This window comes from Planktothrix sp. (assembly GCF_046067725.1).
Taxonomy (GTDB): Bacteria; Cyanobacteriota; Cyanobacteriia; order Cyanobacteriales; family Microcoleaceae; genus Planktothrix.
Genome location: NZ_JBJUDF010000159.1, coordinates 1 through 16,311, shown reverse-complemented (window position 1 = coordinate 16,311; position 16,311 = coordinate 1). Strand labels below are relative to the sequence as shown.

The following is a 16,311-nucleotide window of genomic DNA, read 5'->3' as shown; positions in this document are numbered from 1 at the left end:
TGAAAGTGTTTGGCATCTACAGTGGTAATAAATTGCATGGTTGTTTCCTTAAATGAATAGTTGGTTGAAGTCAAATTTAACTGGAATTAAAGGTTATAAAGCTTCTTCCAGTTCGGGAATGTCTTCAGGTTCGGGTTGTTTAATCGTCTGACGTTCGTGATCTTCTTCTAAGCGATAAAGATAATCGCAAGTATCACGAATTAAATTCAGTTGCGTTCCGGCTAAACGACCGCGATCTCCTTTGAACGTCCCCTCAAAAATCTGCTGAACAAAAAATTGAGCAAAATCATAAATCGCTTGACGTTGTTCTTCATCAGTAAGACGTTTCCATTTTCCATCTACTAAGAAAAAAGGACGTTTACCTTCAGCAGTTCCGCGACTAACATTTTTCATTAAAGTGGCTAAACGTCCTACAACAACCTCTATTAATGCTTCATCATCATCTACTACTAAATCTCTGTCAGCTTTTAAGATGATATTTGCTGCTTCGTCAATAGGTTTCAGAACAGCATTAGCTTTTGGAGGTTGACCTTTTTTGTATTCTGCTCGATAGAAACGGCGATAGAGCTTAGTTAATTCACGAAGTTTACTCATGACTTTTTCCTTGGCTTTTTCTTCTGGATCAAAACAATAGTAAAACTGTTGGTAGAGTTTGATTTTTGCAATCGGTGCAGTATCCCATTCCAACTTTCTGACTAATTTAGTCAGGTAATGAAAAACATACAAAGGACTGGTTTCTAAATCCCTTGCTAATGCCGATAATTTACCCCAATCTGGATCACCATCCTTTTTACGATTGACTTCTAAATGAATACAATAAGCAGCACTTAAAGCATTCAAAGGGGAAAAAGCAGGTTGTGAACGAGGGAGAATACTATCTAAGCGAGTACCATCTTTTTGTTGTTTAACTAAAGAAGTAATTGCTTGATGTTCTCCATCTAAAATCGTTGTTCGTTCAAAATCTGCACCACTAATAAAAGGTGGGACAGGGGATTCTGAAACTACAACTTTCACATCCAAAACTAAAGGCAATACAAACCCTAACCAAGCAGGCATTACCCACGATTCTGTATCCGTAGCATCCCGTCCTGGCGGAAGTGCCATAAAGAAGAATGTTAACGGTTGTTTGGGTGGATAATTGAGTTTAAAGGTTTGGTCTTTCTCCAATTTTTCTTGAAGTAAAAGAGAATCAACTTGCTGATAGTTTTCCAGACAAAACTGGGCTTGCTGTTGTTCTGTAATCAAATGTTTACGAATATCAGCATCGAAGCGAGTCTGACGAATAGAAAGATAAGCTTTTTGGAGAAAATTATTGGTTTCGGGAGTAAAGAAATAGGCGGGATAGAGGTATAAGTAACGGTATTTACCTCCCTCAAAATCGGCTCCTGTTGCATTAGTTTTGTTCATTAAAATCTGTCGCAACATGATTTCAATTGACCAAATTGCACAGATTTGTCGCTTTGCCGCTTGAGCATTAAATAGAATCTGACGATTACTATAAACTTGAGGAGTAAATAGGGTTGCCGATTCCATTTGTTCCGTCACAGTGTAAGATGAACTGGACATTGCACAAACATTTTCCCGTCCTCTTCCTGTTACTTTGGCAGCTTGATATCGACTTAGTTCAACTAAAAAAGGTTGAGTTTCTGGCGGAATAATTGCACCTGTGGGGAAAAATACCACACGATTAATGTATGTTCTTAAATCATTCCAACCATCGGGAAGGGTAAATTCTTGAACAATCGGTTGCACTAAGCTAACAGCATAGTTGACCATTCCTTCCATGACTTCCCGAATTTGTCCTTCATCTAAAGTGGGATTTCTTTGGTTATGTTTAGCAGCCAAATAATACCAATCAAGAGGAACACCGCCTGTTTTTTTCAGGGATTGAATTGCTTTTAAGGCAGGAATTTCATCCGTTAACCCTAAATATTCAGCTAGTTTTTCAGTTAAATCTAAATCGGGTAAATTTTGACGGTTTGATTTCGGCTGTTGTTTTTGCCATTGATTAAAGCGATCGCACCAATCTCGCCAAATTCCTCGACAGATAACATCCCCAAATTCTGCTAACCGATCAATGCGGTAATCATCCCCAAAGTTCACGTTAAAATGAGCAGGAAGTTCACCATTTTTTTGAAAACTGCTTAAACTTTCACTGCGTTTTTTACCAGAGGAAGATTTTGTTGAGGGGATAATCCGACAAGCCGCTTTAATTGCTACTTCCATTAAACCATTAATTTCAAAAAAAAGCCAGTAATATTCAGCAAATTTTAGCCCTTTTCCATCTCGACCAAAACCCGTTTGTCGATCTTTGAGTTGATTGGCACAAAGTTGTTTAATTTTAGCAATAACTTGATCTGCAATCATTTCAACTTTAAGACCAGGAGCATCAACTTTAGCTAAATAAACCACACCATCAGGAAGATACAACAAAGGAGTATAAAAGTCTTCAGGATGAAGATCCATCAAGGCATTATTAATAATATTGGTTAAAACCCCTCGGTTGTCTGATAAAGCGTGATAACTAAACTTCAGTTGGTTATTGCTTAAGTCTTTTAAAATTTCGGCTAAACTATCTTCTTGGCTATGAAAAGGATGCTTAATAACTGAAGCAAATAAATCAGAAAGTCTAACCAAATTTGATAAAATTCCCCTGACTCTTCCATCCAGCTTAGGAGACAAACCTCGACTTTCCAAACCTAAATCTGCATCATATTTAACTCCAGCATTATTACTTAACCAGATTAAATCATCAATATAGGATTTCCAGTTATTACCCAGAAAACTATCTAAGCCCAATGCTTTGATTTTATGAGCAATATATTCCCGTCCTAAATTGGGTGCATCTGATTTTTTAGCAGGTTGTATTTTCCAGTTCCGTTCTGCAAATTTATTCTCAATATCATTGTTAGTGAGCCAAATCGGATAGTCAGGAAATTTATCAAAATCATGGAGAATATAGGCAGCAATAAAAAGACTGGCTTCTAACTCACCACACAACCGTTTAACTGGATTTGTTTCTAAGGTTTTGAGATGTTTAAAAATTCGGTAAGTTGGAAATAAACCGTTGAGAAGGTGGGAAATAAAAGATTGATCTTCTTTACTCCGTTCTACATTTTTTTTCTGTGCACGACAATTTTCTGTAAATTGTCCTCCTTTTGCCGTTGCTCCCACTAATTGCGTCATTAGTTTAGGTAAAACACAATCAGCAAACGTTTCTAATAAGCGATCGCCTTCATTCCCCTGAGTTCCTTTAATTGCTTCTCTAAATAAGCGAATAGTTAACAATTCAGGTTGAGACGGGGTTTCTTCTTCTTCTATTTGGTCAAGGTTAAAATCTAGCGGAAGTTCATCTTCATTCATGGTTAAAATATCCTGATTAGAATTAAGTTAAAGCGGGTAAATATTCAGGTAAAAAGGCTAAAATAATTTGCTGTTCAGGAATTCCCGCTTGAATTAATTCTTGAGTAATTCCTTGTTCAATTCCATCGTATTCGATAGAAATTTTTTCATTCTGCATCGTGATATAAATTAAATTACCTCTAATTCTTCGCCCTTGATCCCAACCCACTTGCATGAGAGCATAGCGATCGCGGATTTCATCAAAAACAACATCTAATCGAATCTCTCCATGAGACGGACGAAGTTGAGCATATTTTAAGAGGATTTGTTTGATGATATTTCGGTAGGTCGCTGAGGTATCCATTGTTGAATTTCTCCTTGTTTGACATCTACAACTAATAAGTTTAATGGGATTTCAGCAATTGCCAGTTCACCAACGGGTTCACTGAAAATATTGTTATAAGTAATATCAGCAACTGCTAAATACATTACCCGTTTTGGATCAACCTGAGACAGTAAAATTCGATAAAGCATATACTGTCCGATGGCTTGTTGTAAATCAGCAATTGATGATTGACCTCTAAACTCTTTAATTTCAATCGCAATCTTAGAATTATCTTTTTTGGCACTAATCAATCGTCCTTTTAAGGATTCTAACGGTTCGGATTCTCTGGCAGCTAAATCAACAAATAAAAATCGTTCACCGTAAGAAATAACATAAGGATCATCCGTAATTTCCCAGCCATCTTTAATCAGAGCTTGTTTGACAATTTTGTGAGTCGCATCTCTGGCTGGCATTCCCTCCTCCTGAATATAGAATTTGCTAAAGTTGAGCTAAAATAACTCAAATTCCGAGTGTTTGGACAGGTTTTAATCATTAGCTTTTCTCCAAGTTTTCCGTAATTCATTTAAACAAACCCACTGACCATTCTTTTTCGCTTCGACATATTCCCAACCATTAACAGGACTACCATTAATTTTTTGTGCTAACGGGCTTGGCTTGTCGAACTCCTCTCCTTTGTAAAGGACAGTACCTTTAGAGGAGATTTTCAATCCTGTGGTGATATAGGTATAACCACATTTCTTAACGTGTTCCTTTTTCAACTTGACTCGGAGTAAGGTTGCTTGCGTAAATATCCCCGCATCAAAAAGTTGAGAAAGACGGACATGAACCTGATCAATCTGCTGCTGCTTAGGAGTCGAAGGGTTTAAGTTATCGTGAGATGGCTTAACAAGTTTGATAGTGACTGGACTTGATTTCTTTTCCTGTTGTGCCTGTCCAAGATTCTCAAAATCAATCGGTAGCTGATAAGCCTCAATCTGAGAGGGCTGGGTTTGCGAAGATTGAGCTTGTCGGTTTGGCTTCATCTGTCTCGTCTGCACCCAGTTGAGTAGATGGGTACGCAAGCTGACGGGCATTTGTGACAAATCACTATCGTTAAGCTGGATAAGCATAGGAAAGTTGCTGGTAAACGTTTCTACCATCTTGGCAGTCCTTTTTAATTTTGTCAACGTCTTTATAGCCTTATGATATATTTGCTCGTTGTGGCTAATGCAGGCAAAGTGAAAATTATGGGGTATGATGGGGGCGAGGAGAAAGGGAAGCAGAGCAGTGCAACACTGCAACTAATGCCTTTCAGGTATTGAAACTTTATTGCCTTCTGATGTCGGGCAAAACCCTTTCTCCTACTCGATCTCAACAAATCCATCCTTCATCCTCCTTCGGTTTCCAACACCAAATTAAAGTTTCTAACATTAAGGCTGACTGTCCAAAAGCAATGGTATAGGGGGGTTTCTCATCTAACTTATTGTCGATTCCATAAGCCTGAAATTGCATTGGTAAGCCTAATTTAGCTTGTAAATAACTGCGATCACGATCTGAAATAAAACACACCACTCCTCGCCGATATAATGCCCGACTAATAGCATTAATGCTATTCGTAATTTCTAAACCCTTGAGAACTTGGACTTTTCCTGATTTCTTAATTTCATCAAAATCATCTCCTGAATAGTAGAAGTGCCAATTCTCCCTAACTTCTCGGTAATCAATTAACTTGAGATAACACAAAGCATTTTCAAACCGTTTTTTAGGTAAACCCGCAATTTCTACTTTTTTCATAAAGTCTTTTTCTTCCATCCATTCTATAATAAAATTGCTGAGAATACCAGGAAGATGATAGGTTTTGAATCGTTCTTTTTCCGGTTCCTCTGGGTTAGTTAAATCATAAAGCGCACAGTCTAGCTGGCTACTTCCTCGAAAACTCCGTGCTTCTTGAATAATTTTGTTTTTCTTTTCATTCAAGCAGTGTTTAATTTGACCATATTTATGACCTAAACTCATCCCAAATGCACTTTCAATATCTCGTTTAAAATCATTGGCTGCTTCTGGGTATTCGTTTTTCATTCTGCCTAATTCAATATGCACACAAGCAGATTGAATTCCACCCCACCGTTTCGGATAATTTTCAAATTGATTAACAAAAGACCAACAAGAAGGAATGGTTTGAGTAAAGGTTATTCGATCATAATCTTCATTGGCTTTTAAAGGTGATTTTTCACTAAATAACCGAGCAACTAAAAAGTTAGGAATTAAAGCGTAGGCTTGATAAATTGGAAAATTGGGATGTCTTCCTAATCGCCCAAAGCGTTGAATAAAATTTCCAGCATCCGCCGCTTCAAAGATGAGAAAATTAATATTAAAATCTACACCAATATCAATGGTAGACGTTCCAATCACTAAATCTGCTTCTGCAATGGATTTTGCCTTTTCTGTTTCTCCTGTCAAACTTGTATTAGGAATTACTGTTAAATTATGAAGTTCAAACAATTCCCTTAGTTTGGGTAACAGTTTATAAACAGAAGCAATAGAATTAAGAATAATTGCTCCTTTACTCCCAGGATAGTTGAGGAAAAAATTTAAAATGACGGTTTCAGAATTTTCAACTAACCAATCATAACCAGAACGAAAATTCGGTTCTAAGTCTTTGGGGAATGTTAGGTTAATTCCTTGGCTAATGGGTCGCCATCCCGTTGTAACTAAATTAGGATCAAATTGATAAGCACCTTGAGCAACCGGATCAATAATACGGTATTTCAAACCAGATTTGAATAGAAAATTTTGTAATATTTCGCTAGGAGTAGCTGACAAAAATAGAAACTTTTTATCGACTGAGGTATGTTTAATCAACAGCAGCGCATTCATAACGCTGGCAATTTGAGGAGATGAAAAAACATGAAATTCATCAAAAATAAAGAACTTATAGTTTTGATCAATTCGCCGAAATAGCTTATCAGCATTGTCTCCTTTTTTATCTTTATTTCGACGGAGATAACGAAAATCATGGATATAGTGAAAAATATCAGGGTTTGTCAGTAGAATTTCTGAGTTATTCGTGCGATTAAGTAAGGCTTGCTGCCGAGAGGGTAACTGATTTGTTTCGATAAAATCATCTAAAATAGAACCATTTAAGCGGTAAATTTGAGGATCATAGTCCGGCTGAAATTGAGTTTTGTAATTCTGGACTTGTCGTTGTTGATCCCGTGCCAGTTCGTTAGTTGGGTACATCGCCAAGGTGTAATTACGTCCCGTCATCGCTTTTAGATAGGCAGCTAAACTTTTACCATCCCCCGTCATGGCTGTATTGAAAACCACATCAATATTCGGATCGCTCAAGGCTTTGAAGGTTTCCGCTTGATGCCAAGCTAACGTCCAACCGGGCGGTAATGTCACCCCCTGCAATGGTTCTGAGGCGGGACAGGAATAAACAGGCTTGAGTGTGATAGAGTAGGTATCCACAATTAAACTTTCCTGTTTGAGACTAGAATGTATTGACATCTACTACTATCACACACTCATCTATAAATTGCAAGTACATTTTCTCATTATTTTTGAAAATGCCCAGAAAAAAAGAAACCTTAACTTTGTCTGTCCCCCCTGGAACGAAAGAAAAGCTCGAAGACATCGCCCAACGTCTGGATATCAAATGGGGCGATAAACCCAGCGCATCGGGGTTAATTGGTGCGATCGCCCTTGGACAACTCGAAGTCGGACAACCCTTTACCCTCGATGCCAATCAGGTCAAAGCCTTAAAAAAAGCAACGGAAGTGTTAGTGGATTCGGGTTCTGTAGAGGAAGCTCAGATTTTATTATCCCTATTGGTCAACCGAGGCAATTTACAAGCTCCTTTGCGTCAGTCTCTCCTCCAAAAAGTCAGTCAACCGACTGAAGCTTGGCGGATTTTAGTCGATCAGCAAATTGCCCGAAAACAGCCGTTTCACGTTGTTTATACCAACTCTCAAAAACAGCAAATGGAGTACACCGCCCGTTATGCTGAAATCTGCTTTTATGAGAAACGCTATTACTTACAAATATGGTGTGATGAAACCGAAGATAGCAAAGACGGGCCAGAACTCCATCACAATCGATGTTTGAGGTTAGATAAAATTAACGGAATTTTACCGATTGAGGGAGAATGGCGCGAATCGCTAGATTCCATAAAAGTGTACTTACACTTTAAAAAATGGTTAGTCAATGCCTATGAACCGAAACCCGACGATCTGAAAGACCAAGTTTTGGGTGAGGTGCGTCAGGTGGTGCGCCGGGTTGTAAACCCCTTCTGGTTAATTCGAGAGGTGTTTCGTTATGGCCCAGATTGTGAAATTGTGGCGCCGGATGCGGTGCGCCAACGATTTAAACAAGAAGTCACCCAACTGTATAAACTATATCAAGATTAATCTTAATTCCTATCAACGACTTTGATCAAGAAGAATTCGTTTTTCTGCTCGCGCGATCGCTCTGTAGGTCAATTCAACCGCATCTAAACTAACAGAAATGGAGGTAATTCCCCAACGCACTAAATCTTCAATTAATTCAGGATATAAGGCGGGAGCATCCCCACAAATTGAACAAGGGATTTTAGCTTTTCTCGCCTTTTTAATTAACTGTTTGATGGCTTTTCTTAAGGCAGGATGTTGTTCATATTGTATCGGGTTTTGAGGTGAGATTTGGATTTGATTGCGATCAATTCCAAATAATAATTGAGTCAGATCATTGGTTCCAATGGAAATTCCTTGAACTCCTGCTTTCACGTAATCAGGAAGTAAAAATAGAATGGATGGAACTTCAGCCATAATCCAAACTTTAAACCCAGAATAACGCATTAATCCTGACGCTTCAATCCGTTTCCGATACATTAAAAACTCTTCAACCGAACGAATAAAAGGTAAGATAAGATACAGATTTTGATAACCGGATTCATACAAATTTAATAAGACTTTAAGTTCTAAATCGAATAAAGTTAGACGTTCGGAAGTAGGAAAGTCTGACAGAGGAAAACGACCATTTGATGAATTAATTTCACGTAAATCTAACGCTCGATAATAAATGGGTCGAGGAGATAAAATCCGAGCAATTTGATTGAGAGCTTCTGCCATTTTTTGAATAAATTTAGGCTGTTTTTCTGGTTCAATCCAGTAGCTAAAATTATAAATATTGCTATCAGATTTCTGAGAAATTCCCAGGTCTAAATCTTGATTTTCAGAAAAGCTTAATGCTTCAATTGCGATTAATTCTGAACGCAGTAAACCGACTCCATCAATGGGGAAAGTCTGAAGTCGCTCTATAGAATTACATTGACTAATATTAACCATCAAAGGAGTTGCATTAGGCATGAAATAAGTTTCCAGGGGGGAGGATTTAACATTTTGTTCTAATAACCTTTCATTGACCAAATGCTCTGGCTCCATACAATAAATTTCTCCACGATTACCATCGACAAAAACGGATTCACCTGTTTTAATTTTTACTGTTGCATTCACAATACCACAGACCGCAGGAATTCCTAATTCTCGCGCTACAATTGCACCATGACTGGTCATTCCTCCTTGTTCAGCAATAATAGCAACACTTTGCTTTAATAAGGGTAAATAATCCCAGTTAATCGCAGCAACTACTAACACCGTATTTTCCGGTAACACCGAAGGAATAGATTCTAGGGTATTTAAAACATAAGCTATCCCTTTACATTGTCCAGAAGCCACCGCCAATCCTTGAAAATGTTGTTGACGCTGGGGAATATCTGGGTTGAGTACAGGGGAGAACAAAGGAATTTCTGGAAATCCCAGACCCGACACATAAAATTCCGGATCTTTTTCAAGGGAGGATTGTAATAAACGCCAATAAAATCCTTGGGTTGAAGGGAGATCAAGGACAACTTTTTGAATTAATTGAATTAACTGTTGTAACTGTTCGGATGTTAAAGAAAATCCCCGTTGTTCTTCAGGAATTAGAGTCGCATAAATTGGAAGTTCGGAAATGGATGTTCCGAATTGCTTTTGAGGAATCGGATATTCTGTGGGTTGATGGGGAGAAGATTTTAAATCATAGAGAATAGTTTTAGAGCCTAAATGTTGTTGTTGTACTTTTTTGGTTTGGGGTAAAATCCGATAATGATCCGCATGATTTTCTCCCCACAATAATGAGAATTCTAAACCCCACGTTGAGTGAATTTCCCAAGCTTGAGGCTGAATTTTAACACACCCAGACGCTTTGACCGATTGAAGTGCTTGAACCAACACCACAGGCTGTAAATCTTGTAATCGAACTCCACATCTTTGCCAATATAATAAGCTCTTAGCACGAAACAATTCACAGTATGCTTGTTTTAACCCGAATAAACCGCTTTGAGCATCTCCCCAACTGATAACCGATCCGAATAAACTGGATGTTGACTCAGTGCCAGAAATAGTTAAGCTCGGATAGAATATTAATGCAGGAGAATTCAATTGTTCAATGTTGGCTTGAATTTGATCACTCCAGGGTTTTGGTACAGGAGTATCCAGAAGTTGTTGACAAAGATGTTGAGCAATTGCTTGTAATTGACGCGGTTGATTCACATCGAAATACAAGGATGATTCGGGTAAATCCACAAACAAAGGCTCTAACCAGTCAATCGTTTGTAAAAATTCCCAAAAGAATTGAGCCGTAACAACGAAACCGGGTAATACCGGATGACCTTTACGGAGTAAATCCCTTAAATAGAATCCTTGCTCCCCGACAATTTCCCGATCAGAAGGTTGAATTTCGTGAAGCCAATAAAAATTATCCACGCTTTACGCTAAGTTCAATCATCATTAATTGTGCTACAAAATCCATTCATTTGGGCTGACGGTTAACCGTCAACCGTGAGTAGTCAACCGTTAACAACCCACCGTGAAAACACTTTTAAATTTATTTCTAAAACCTAACTGTCCATTATGTAATCGACCTGCTAATACAGAACTGTGTGATTATTGTCAACGACAGTTACTTCGCTGTCGGTTTCCTTTAGGAACTGAATTTTCCGCAGAAATACCCATTTGTGTCTGGGGACAGTACAAAGATGTTCTCAAACGGACAATCGCAGCACTAAAGTATAATTATCATACCGAATTAGCTAAACCTTTGGGCTATGGATTAGCAGAAACTTGGTTATCAACTCCACAGTCACGACTGACATCGGTTACGGTTGTCCCCATTCCCCTACACGCGGCTAAATTAAAAAAACGGGGATTTAATCAAGCGGAACTTTTAGCGAAAAGTTTTTGTGAACTAACCGGTTTATCCCTCTGTTCTCAAGGTTTAGAACGAATTAAAGAAACAGAAGCACTCCATGAACTCTCACCCGAACAACGGTTACAAGAAATGCAAAATGTGTTTAATTTAGGTTCGGATTTCCGTCGTCGCCGTCCCCCAAGTTCTGTTTTAATTTTAGATGATATTTATACCACAGGAGCAACGGTAAAAGCAGCGATTGAAACATTCAAAATATCAGGAATTCCGGTCGCTGGTGTTGTTGCGATCGCCACCACTCAAAAACCGATCAATCGTTAATTTTAATAATTAAAATAAGCTATAAATAACCGTTATTAATATCAAATCTTTGATCATTATTGATAGCGGATTTTGAGCAATTGTTGATCACGATTTTCGGATCTTGATTCCTACTAGAGTTGACAATACTCCTCAACTGCTTTATAACTAACTCTTGATAACTGCTAACTGATAACTGATTAAAAAAATGACTTTAATTTTAGGAACTCCATTGTCCGATAATCTAGCTGGATTGGCTGAAAACGATGAAATCTACGGTTTAGATGGAAATGATACCCTACAAGGGCTCGCAGGAGATGATACCGTTAATGGCAATCAAGGACAAGATTTTGTTTATGGAAGTTCAGGAAATGATCTTCTCTTTGGTGGAAAAGGAGATGATCGTCTCATCGAAGAATCAGGAACTAATCAACTCTTTGGTAACTTAGGTTTAGATTACCTCGTTGGAGGAGTGAATAATGATTCTTTATTTGGGGGACAAGACATGGATTTGCTCTCAGGTGGAGAAGGAAATGATTATGTTTCCGGTGATCTTGGAGATGATTATATCTCCGGTGTTAATGTCAATGCAGCTAATCCAGGGTCAGGAGAAATTGATACTTTAGTCGGTGGAGTGGGGTTAGATGCGTTTTACATTGGAGTTTCTAATTCTCCCACCTATTATTCAAGCGGAGGTTTAACAGATTTTGCCCTAATTAATGATTTTACCATTGGTGAAGATTATTTTGCTTATAAAACGGGTGATGTGATTACATTTAATGATTTAACTTTACCCGGTTATGGAACAGGTGCAGGGATTTATGTGACTCAATCAGGTCAACAAGAATTAATTGCATTTTTACCCGGAATTCAAGCCAATCAATTAAGTCTAACTCTTGACTTTACACCGATTTAAGATCAAAGGGAACAGCTTAACTGGGAACAGGGAAAAGAAAAGAAAAGAAAATAGGGAATAGAGAATAGGAGCAAGTGAATTGTTTTTGAACTGTTATTTTAGCTTAATTTAAGACATAATAGAGTTTGTGCGAACTCCAAAAAATTACGATTACGTCAACGCCATGCTGTCTTTTCTCCGTAACGACCTCAACCAAATTCGCGCCTATACTCCTCACCCTGGGGGAAGTTCTGGGAGTCCGGTTCAAGCTGAAATTTTAGATCGTTTGGATACCAATGAATGTCCCTATGATTTACCGGAAGCGTTAAAACAAAAGCTGGCGTGGATTTATCAACATGAAATTGAAACCAATCGTTATCCTGATGGCAGCCATTTTCCGTTAAAAGTTGCGATCGCTACTTATATTAATGAAATTATTTCTAATTCTGAAGCCTTTGTTAATTCTGATCAGATTTCCGTCGGAAATGGATCAGATGAATTAATTCGCTCTATCTTAATTGCTACTTGTTTAGGAGGAGAAGGCTCGATTTTAGTCGCTAATCCTACCTTTTCGATGTATGGAATTATTGCTCAAACTTTAGGAATTTCAGTCGTTAGTATAGGTCGGGATGAGCAGACATTTGAAATGGATTTAAAAACGGCTCAAACCACTATTGAAACAACAGAAAATCCTCCGATTCGAGTTGTATTTGTTGTTCACCCTAATTCCCCAACCGCCAATGCGTTAACAGAGGATGAGTTAAACTGGTTAAGAAGCTTACCAGAAGATATTTTAGTTGTCATTGATGAAGCTTATTTTGAATTTAGTCAAATCAGTGTTGTCGAAGAGTTAAAACACCATCCAAACTGGGTGATTCTACGGACATTTTCTAAAGCCTTCCGTTTGGCTTCCTTGCGTGCTGGTTATGCGATCGCTGCTCCTGAATTCATCTCGGCTTTAGAAAAAGTTCGTCTTCCTTATAATCTCCCAAGCTTCACACAAACGGCTGCTTTACTAGCTTTAAATCACCGTCAAGAGTTACTAACGGTTATTCCTGAAATATTAGGAGAACGAGATCGTTTAATTAATGCTTTGGCTCAAAATAAAAACTTAAAAATTTGGCGCAGTGATGCTAATTTTATTTATCTGAGACTGACAGATGAACGAAATTCAGAGTCAGCCTTAAGCGAGATCATGGAACAATTAAAAAGCAAGGGAACATTAGTGCGTCATACCGGAGGAGGACTTAGAATTACCGTAGGTCGTCCTGATGAAAATCAACGCACCATTGAACGATTATTTTCTCTTCTCTAATCTTGAGAAAATGAGCGTTTATGATGCTACAGATGATCATAAACCCCACGTAGAGACGCGCCATGGCGCGTCTCTACTAAAATATAATATTAATATAAAGTTAATTCTCAAGAATGGTGAATCAAAACAAGGCTAATTTAAGGCGTTTTTTAATTAAAAAACGTTATTCTTTATCTCAAGAAGACTGGAAAGAAAAAAGTTATCTAATTTGCGAAAAATTAAAACATGAACCCCTTTTTCAACAATCAAAAACCATTTTATCCTATTTTAGTTTTCGTCAAGAACCCGATTTAAGCATATTATTAGAAACGGATAAAAAATGGGGATTTCCTCGATGTTTTGAACAATCTTTAACTTGGCATTGTTGGCAACCCGGAGATAGTTATAATATCAATCAGTATGGCATTCTTGAACCCGATGTCAGCTTACCTCAATTAAAATCCGATGAAATTGACTTAATCTTAGTTCCCTGCGTTGCTTGTGATGCTCAAGGATATCGTTTAGGATATGGAGGAGGATTTTATGATCGAATGTTGAGTTTACCAGAATGGAATCAAATTCCGACGGTTGGGATTATTTTTGATTTTGCTTATCTTCCTCAATTACCTATTGATATTTGGGATCAACCGTTAAATGCAGTTTGTACAGAATCTAATTTTATTGATTATAATTAATAGTTAAATATGATTGATCAATTGCCTAAAATTAATCTTAAAAATCAAACAATAAAAACAATTATTACCTATATTATTTTAGGAATAATTGCAATATTAATGTTATTTCCTCTAGTGTGGTTGGTGAGTACATCCTTTAAATCTCCCAGTGAAAATATCTTTCAATTTCCCCCTCAATTAATTCCTAGTCAACCCACATTTCAAAATTTTATTCGGGTTTGGGAAACCAATCCTTTTGGACGCTATTTATTTAATAGTTTGTTGGTGGCGACATTAACCGTTAGTTTAAATTTATTATTTTGTTCCTTAGCCGCTTATCCCTTAGCTCGATTAACCTTTAAAGGCAGAGATTGGATTTTTACCGCCATTATTGCCACCATTATGATTCCTTTTCAAATTGTGATGATTCCTCTCTATGTGTTAACCGTTCAGTTAGGATTAAGGAATAGTTATTTAGGAATTATTTTTCCTAGTATTGCGTCAGCTTTTGGAATTTTTCTGTTAAGACAAGCGTTTAAAAGTGTTCCGAAAGAATTAGAAGAAGCTGCAAGAATTGATGGTTGTTCAGAATTAGGAATTTGGTGGAATATCATGATTCCGGCTGTCAAACCTGCGTTAATTACCTTAGCAATCTTTGTCTTTATTGGCTCGTGGAGTGACTTTCTTTGGCCGTTATTAATCTTAGATCAACCCGATTATTATACCATGCCGTTAGGAGTAGCAACGTTAGCCGGAACCTTTTCATTAGATTGGCGATTAATTGCGGCAGGTTCAGTGATTTCAATTGCACCCGTCTTGCTCTTCTTTTTAATCTTACAACGTTATATTGTGCCAACGGATGCGGGGTCAGGAGTCAAAGGATAATTCATTTATCGACAACTTAAGGCAGCTTTTGGATAGGCAATTCGTTTATGATTTACTTGTTCCCAAACCCGGACAAAAACCTCGGCAATTTTACCCATTTCTTCTCGCGTTAAACCCGAATCAATTAATTGATTATCCTGCCATCGAGCTTTTAAAATTTTATTCACCATATTTAACGCTTCTTCGTGGGTAGCATCCTTCAAAGAACGCAATGCCGCCTCACAAGAATCAGCTAACATCACAATCCCCGTTTCTCTCGATTGGGGAATCGGCCCATCATAGCGGAAATCTTTTTCCTTCACTTGTAATTTCGGATTTTCTTTAGCTTGTTGTTGCGCTTGATAATAAAAATAAGCAATTTGCATATTCCCTTGATGTTCAGGAATAAACGCTTGAATCGCTTTCGGTAAACGATATTTTTTCGCCATCACTAATCCTTCACTAACGTGCTTTTTAATAATTCGGGTACTTTCCCAAGGATCATTAATTTCATCATGTTTATTTGCCCCCCCCATTTGATTTTCAATAAATCCTAACGGATCGTGCATTTTTCCAATATCATGATAAAGGGTTCCAGTTCTGACTAATTCAACATTACACCCCAAGGCTTGCGCCGCTGCTTCTGCTAAAGAAGCCACAAACATTGTATGTTGAAACGTTCCAGGTGCTTCCGTTGCTAATCGTTTTAATAACGGTCGATTGGGGTTAGCTAATTCCGCTAATCGAATCGGAGTAATTAAATCAAATAAATGTTCTAAATAGGGACTTAATCCTAAAGCCACAATACTCCAAGCAATTCCTTCTAAAACTTGTAATCCCACCACTTTTAGAAGCACATACCAAATTGATCCGGCTGTTGCACTAGCCATTAAATTAAGAATTAAATAAACCGCACCTTGAGCCGCACCCACCCCTAAGCCTAACAACGCTAATTCTTCCCGACATCGAGACTGTCCCGCTAATAAACTTCCTACTAATCCTCCCACCACACTCGCCACTAAATGCACACTGTCAATTTCCATGCCAATCGGTAATAAAATAGACAGTAGACCCACAACCGTTACTCCAACGGTGGAACCATAAAAACTCCCCACTAATAACCCGACGGCTGGTAAATTAATTAAAGGTAATTTCAACAGAATAATAATCGGTGTACTTAAGGTTAAAAGCAATAACAACAGCCGATCTCGACGACGTAACCCGCGATGGAATTTCCATTCTACGATTAAAACAATCCCAACGGCAGTGATTACCAATCCCACAAAACTGATTAATCCCACTGGCGGGCTGAATCGGGATGATTGAGGGCGCCAGGCAACAGTCGTACGGCCGCATCCATCAGCATCATGGCAGGCAATTCGCCGCCTGAGAC

General features: G+C 38.0%; 13 protein-coding genes. 6 read left to right on the top strand and 7 right to left on the bottom strand.

Annotated elements, in window-relative coordinates; genetic code table 11:
* Positions 1 to 93: 93 nt before the first annotated feature.
* The 5 genes from cas10d to cas3 all read right to left on the bottom strand — a co-directional run bounded on the left by cas10d (position 94) and on the right by cas3 (position 7,177).
* Entirely contained in the window at positions 94 to 3,363 is a 3,270-nt protein-coding gene (gene cas10d, locus ACKPEB_RS09615) for a type I-D CRISPR-associated protein Cas10d/Csc3 (protein WP_408964659.1), read from the bottom strand.
* Positions 3,364 to 3,385: 22 nt separating this feature from the next.
* Complete coding sequence (locus ACKPEB_RS09610) at positions 3,386 to 3,706, bottom strand: XisI protein (protein ID WP_408964658.1); 321 nt, start codon at positions 3,704 to 3,706, stop codon at positions 3,386 to 3,388.
* Positions 3,658 to 4,140: a XisH family protein gene (locus tag ACKPEB_RS09605; protein WP_408964657.1), complete on the bottom strand. Its 483-nt coding sequence runs from the start codon at positions 4,138 to 4,140 to the stop codon at positions 3,658 to 3,660. The genes ACKPEB_RS09610 and ACKPEB_RS09605 overlap by 49 nt, the downstream gene beginning before the upstream one ends.
* Before the next feature lie 72 nt (positions 4,141 to 4,212).
* Positions 4,213 to 4,827: a hypothetical protein gene (locus ACKPEB_RS09600; protein ID WP_408964656.1), complete on the bottom strand. Its 615-nt coding sequence runs from the start codon at positions 4,825 to 4,827 to the stop codon at positions 4,213 to 4,215.
* A 211-nt stretch (positions 4,828 to 5,038) separates the two neighbouring features.
* Positions 5,039 to 7,177, bottom strand: a complete 2,139-nt coding sequence (gene cas3 / locus ACKPEB_RS09595; RefSeq protein ID WP_408964655.1) for a type I-D CRISPR-associated helicase Cas3' — start codon at positions 7,175 to 7,177, stop codon at positions 5,039 to 5,041.
* A 59-nt stretch (positions 7,178 to 7,236) separates the two neighbouring features.
* Here cas3 and ACKPEB_RS09590 point away from each other — a divergent pair, with 59 nt between their 5' ends.
* Entirely contained in the window at positions 7,237 to 8,076 is an 840-nt protein-coding gene (locus ACKPEB_RS09590) for a helix-turn-helix transcriptional regulator (RefSeq protein WP_408964654.1), read from the top strand.
* A gap of 12 nt (positions 8,077 to 8,088) precedes the next feature.
* On the opposite strand, the gene ACKPEB_RS09585 is transcribed toward ACKPEB_RS09590, so the two are convergent.
* Positions 8,089 to 10,449 (bottom strand): putative PEP-binding protein, encoded by a 2,361-nt coding sequence (locus ACKPEB_RS09585; protein WP_408964653.1) that lies wholly within the window; start codon positions 10,447 to 10,449, stop codon positions 8,089 to 8,091.
* Between the two features lie 103 nt (positions 10,450 to 10,552).
* Between ACKPEB_RS09585 and ACKPEB_RS09580 the strand changes: the two genes are divergently transcribed.
* The 5 genes from ACKPEB_RS09580 (at position 10,553) to ACKPEB_RS09560 (ending at position 14,939) form a co-directional block, all read left to right on the top strand.
* Complete coding sequence (locus ACKPEB_RS09580) at positions 10,553 to 11,212, top strand: ComF family protein (protein ID WP_408964652.1); 660 nt, start codon at positions 10,553 to 10,555, stop codon at positions 11,210 to 11,212.
* A gap of 187 nt (positions 11,213 to 11,399) precedes the next feature.
* On the top strand, positions 11,400 to 12,107 hold the full coding sequence (locus ACKPEB_RS09575; protein WP_408964651.1) for a calcium-binding protein: 708 nt from the start codon (positions 11,400 to 11,402) through the stop codon (positions 12,105 to 12,107).
* A 163-nt stretch (positions 12,108 to 12,270) separates the two neighbouring features.
* A complete protein-coding gene (locus ACKPEB_RS09570) occupies positions 12,271 to 13,401 on the top strand; it encodes a histidinol-phosphate transaminase (RefSeq protein WP_408964650.1) in 1,131 nt (376 codons plus the stop codon).
* 113 nt (positions 13,402 to 13,514) lie between these two features.
* Positions 13,515 to 14,075 (top strand): 5-formyltetrahydrofolate cyclo-ligase, encoded by a 561-nt coding sequence (locus tag ACKPEB_RS09565; RefSeq protein ID WP_408964649.1) that lies wholly within the window; start codon positions 13,515 to 13,517, stop codon positions 14,073 to 14,075.
* Positions 14,076 to 14,084: 9 nt separating this feature from the next.
* Entirely contained in the window at positions 14,085 to 14,939 is an 855-nt protein-coding gene (locus ACKPEB_RS09560; RefSeq protein WP_408964648.1) for a carbohydrate ABC transporter permease, read from the top strand.
* Between the two features lie 5 nt (positions 14,940 to 14,944).
* On the opposite strand, the gene ACKPEB_RS09555 is transcribed toward ACKPEB_RS09560, so the two are convergent.
* The coding region (locus ACKPEB_RS09555) for an HD family phosphohydrolase (protein WP_408964647.1) at positions 14,945 to 16,311 on the bottom strand (1,367 nt) is incomplete at its 5' end.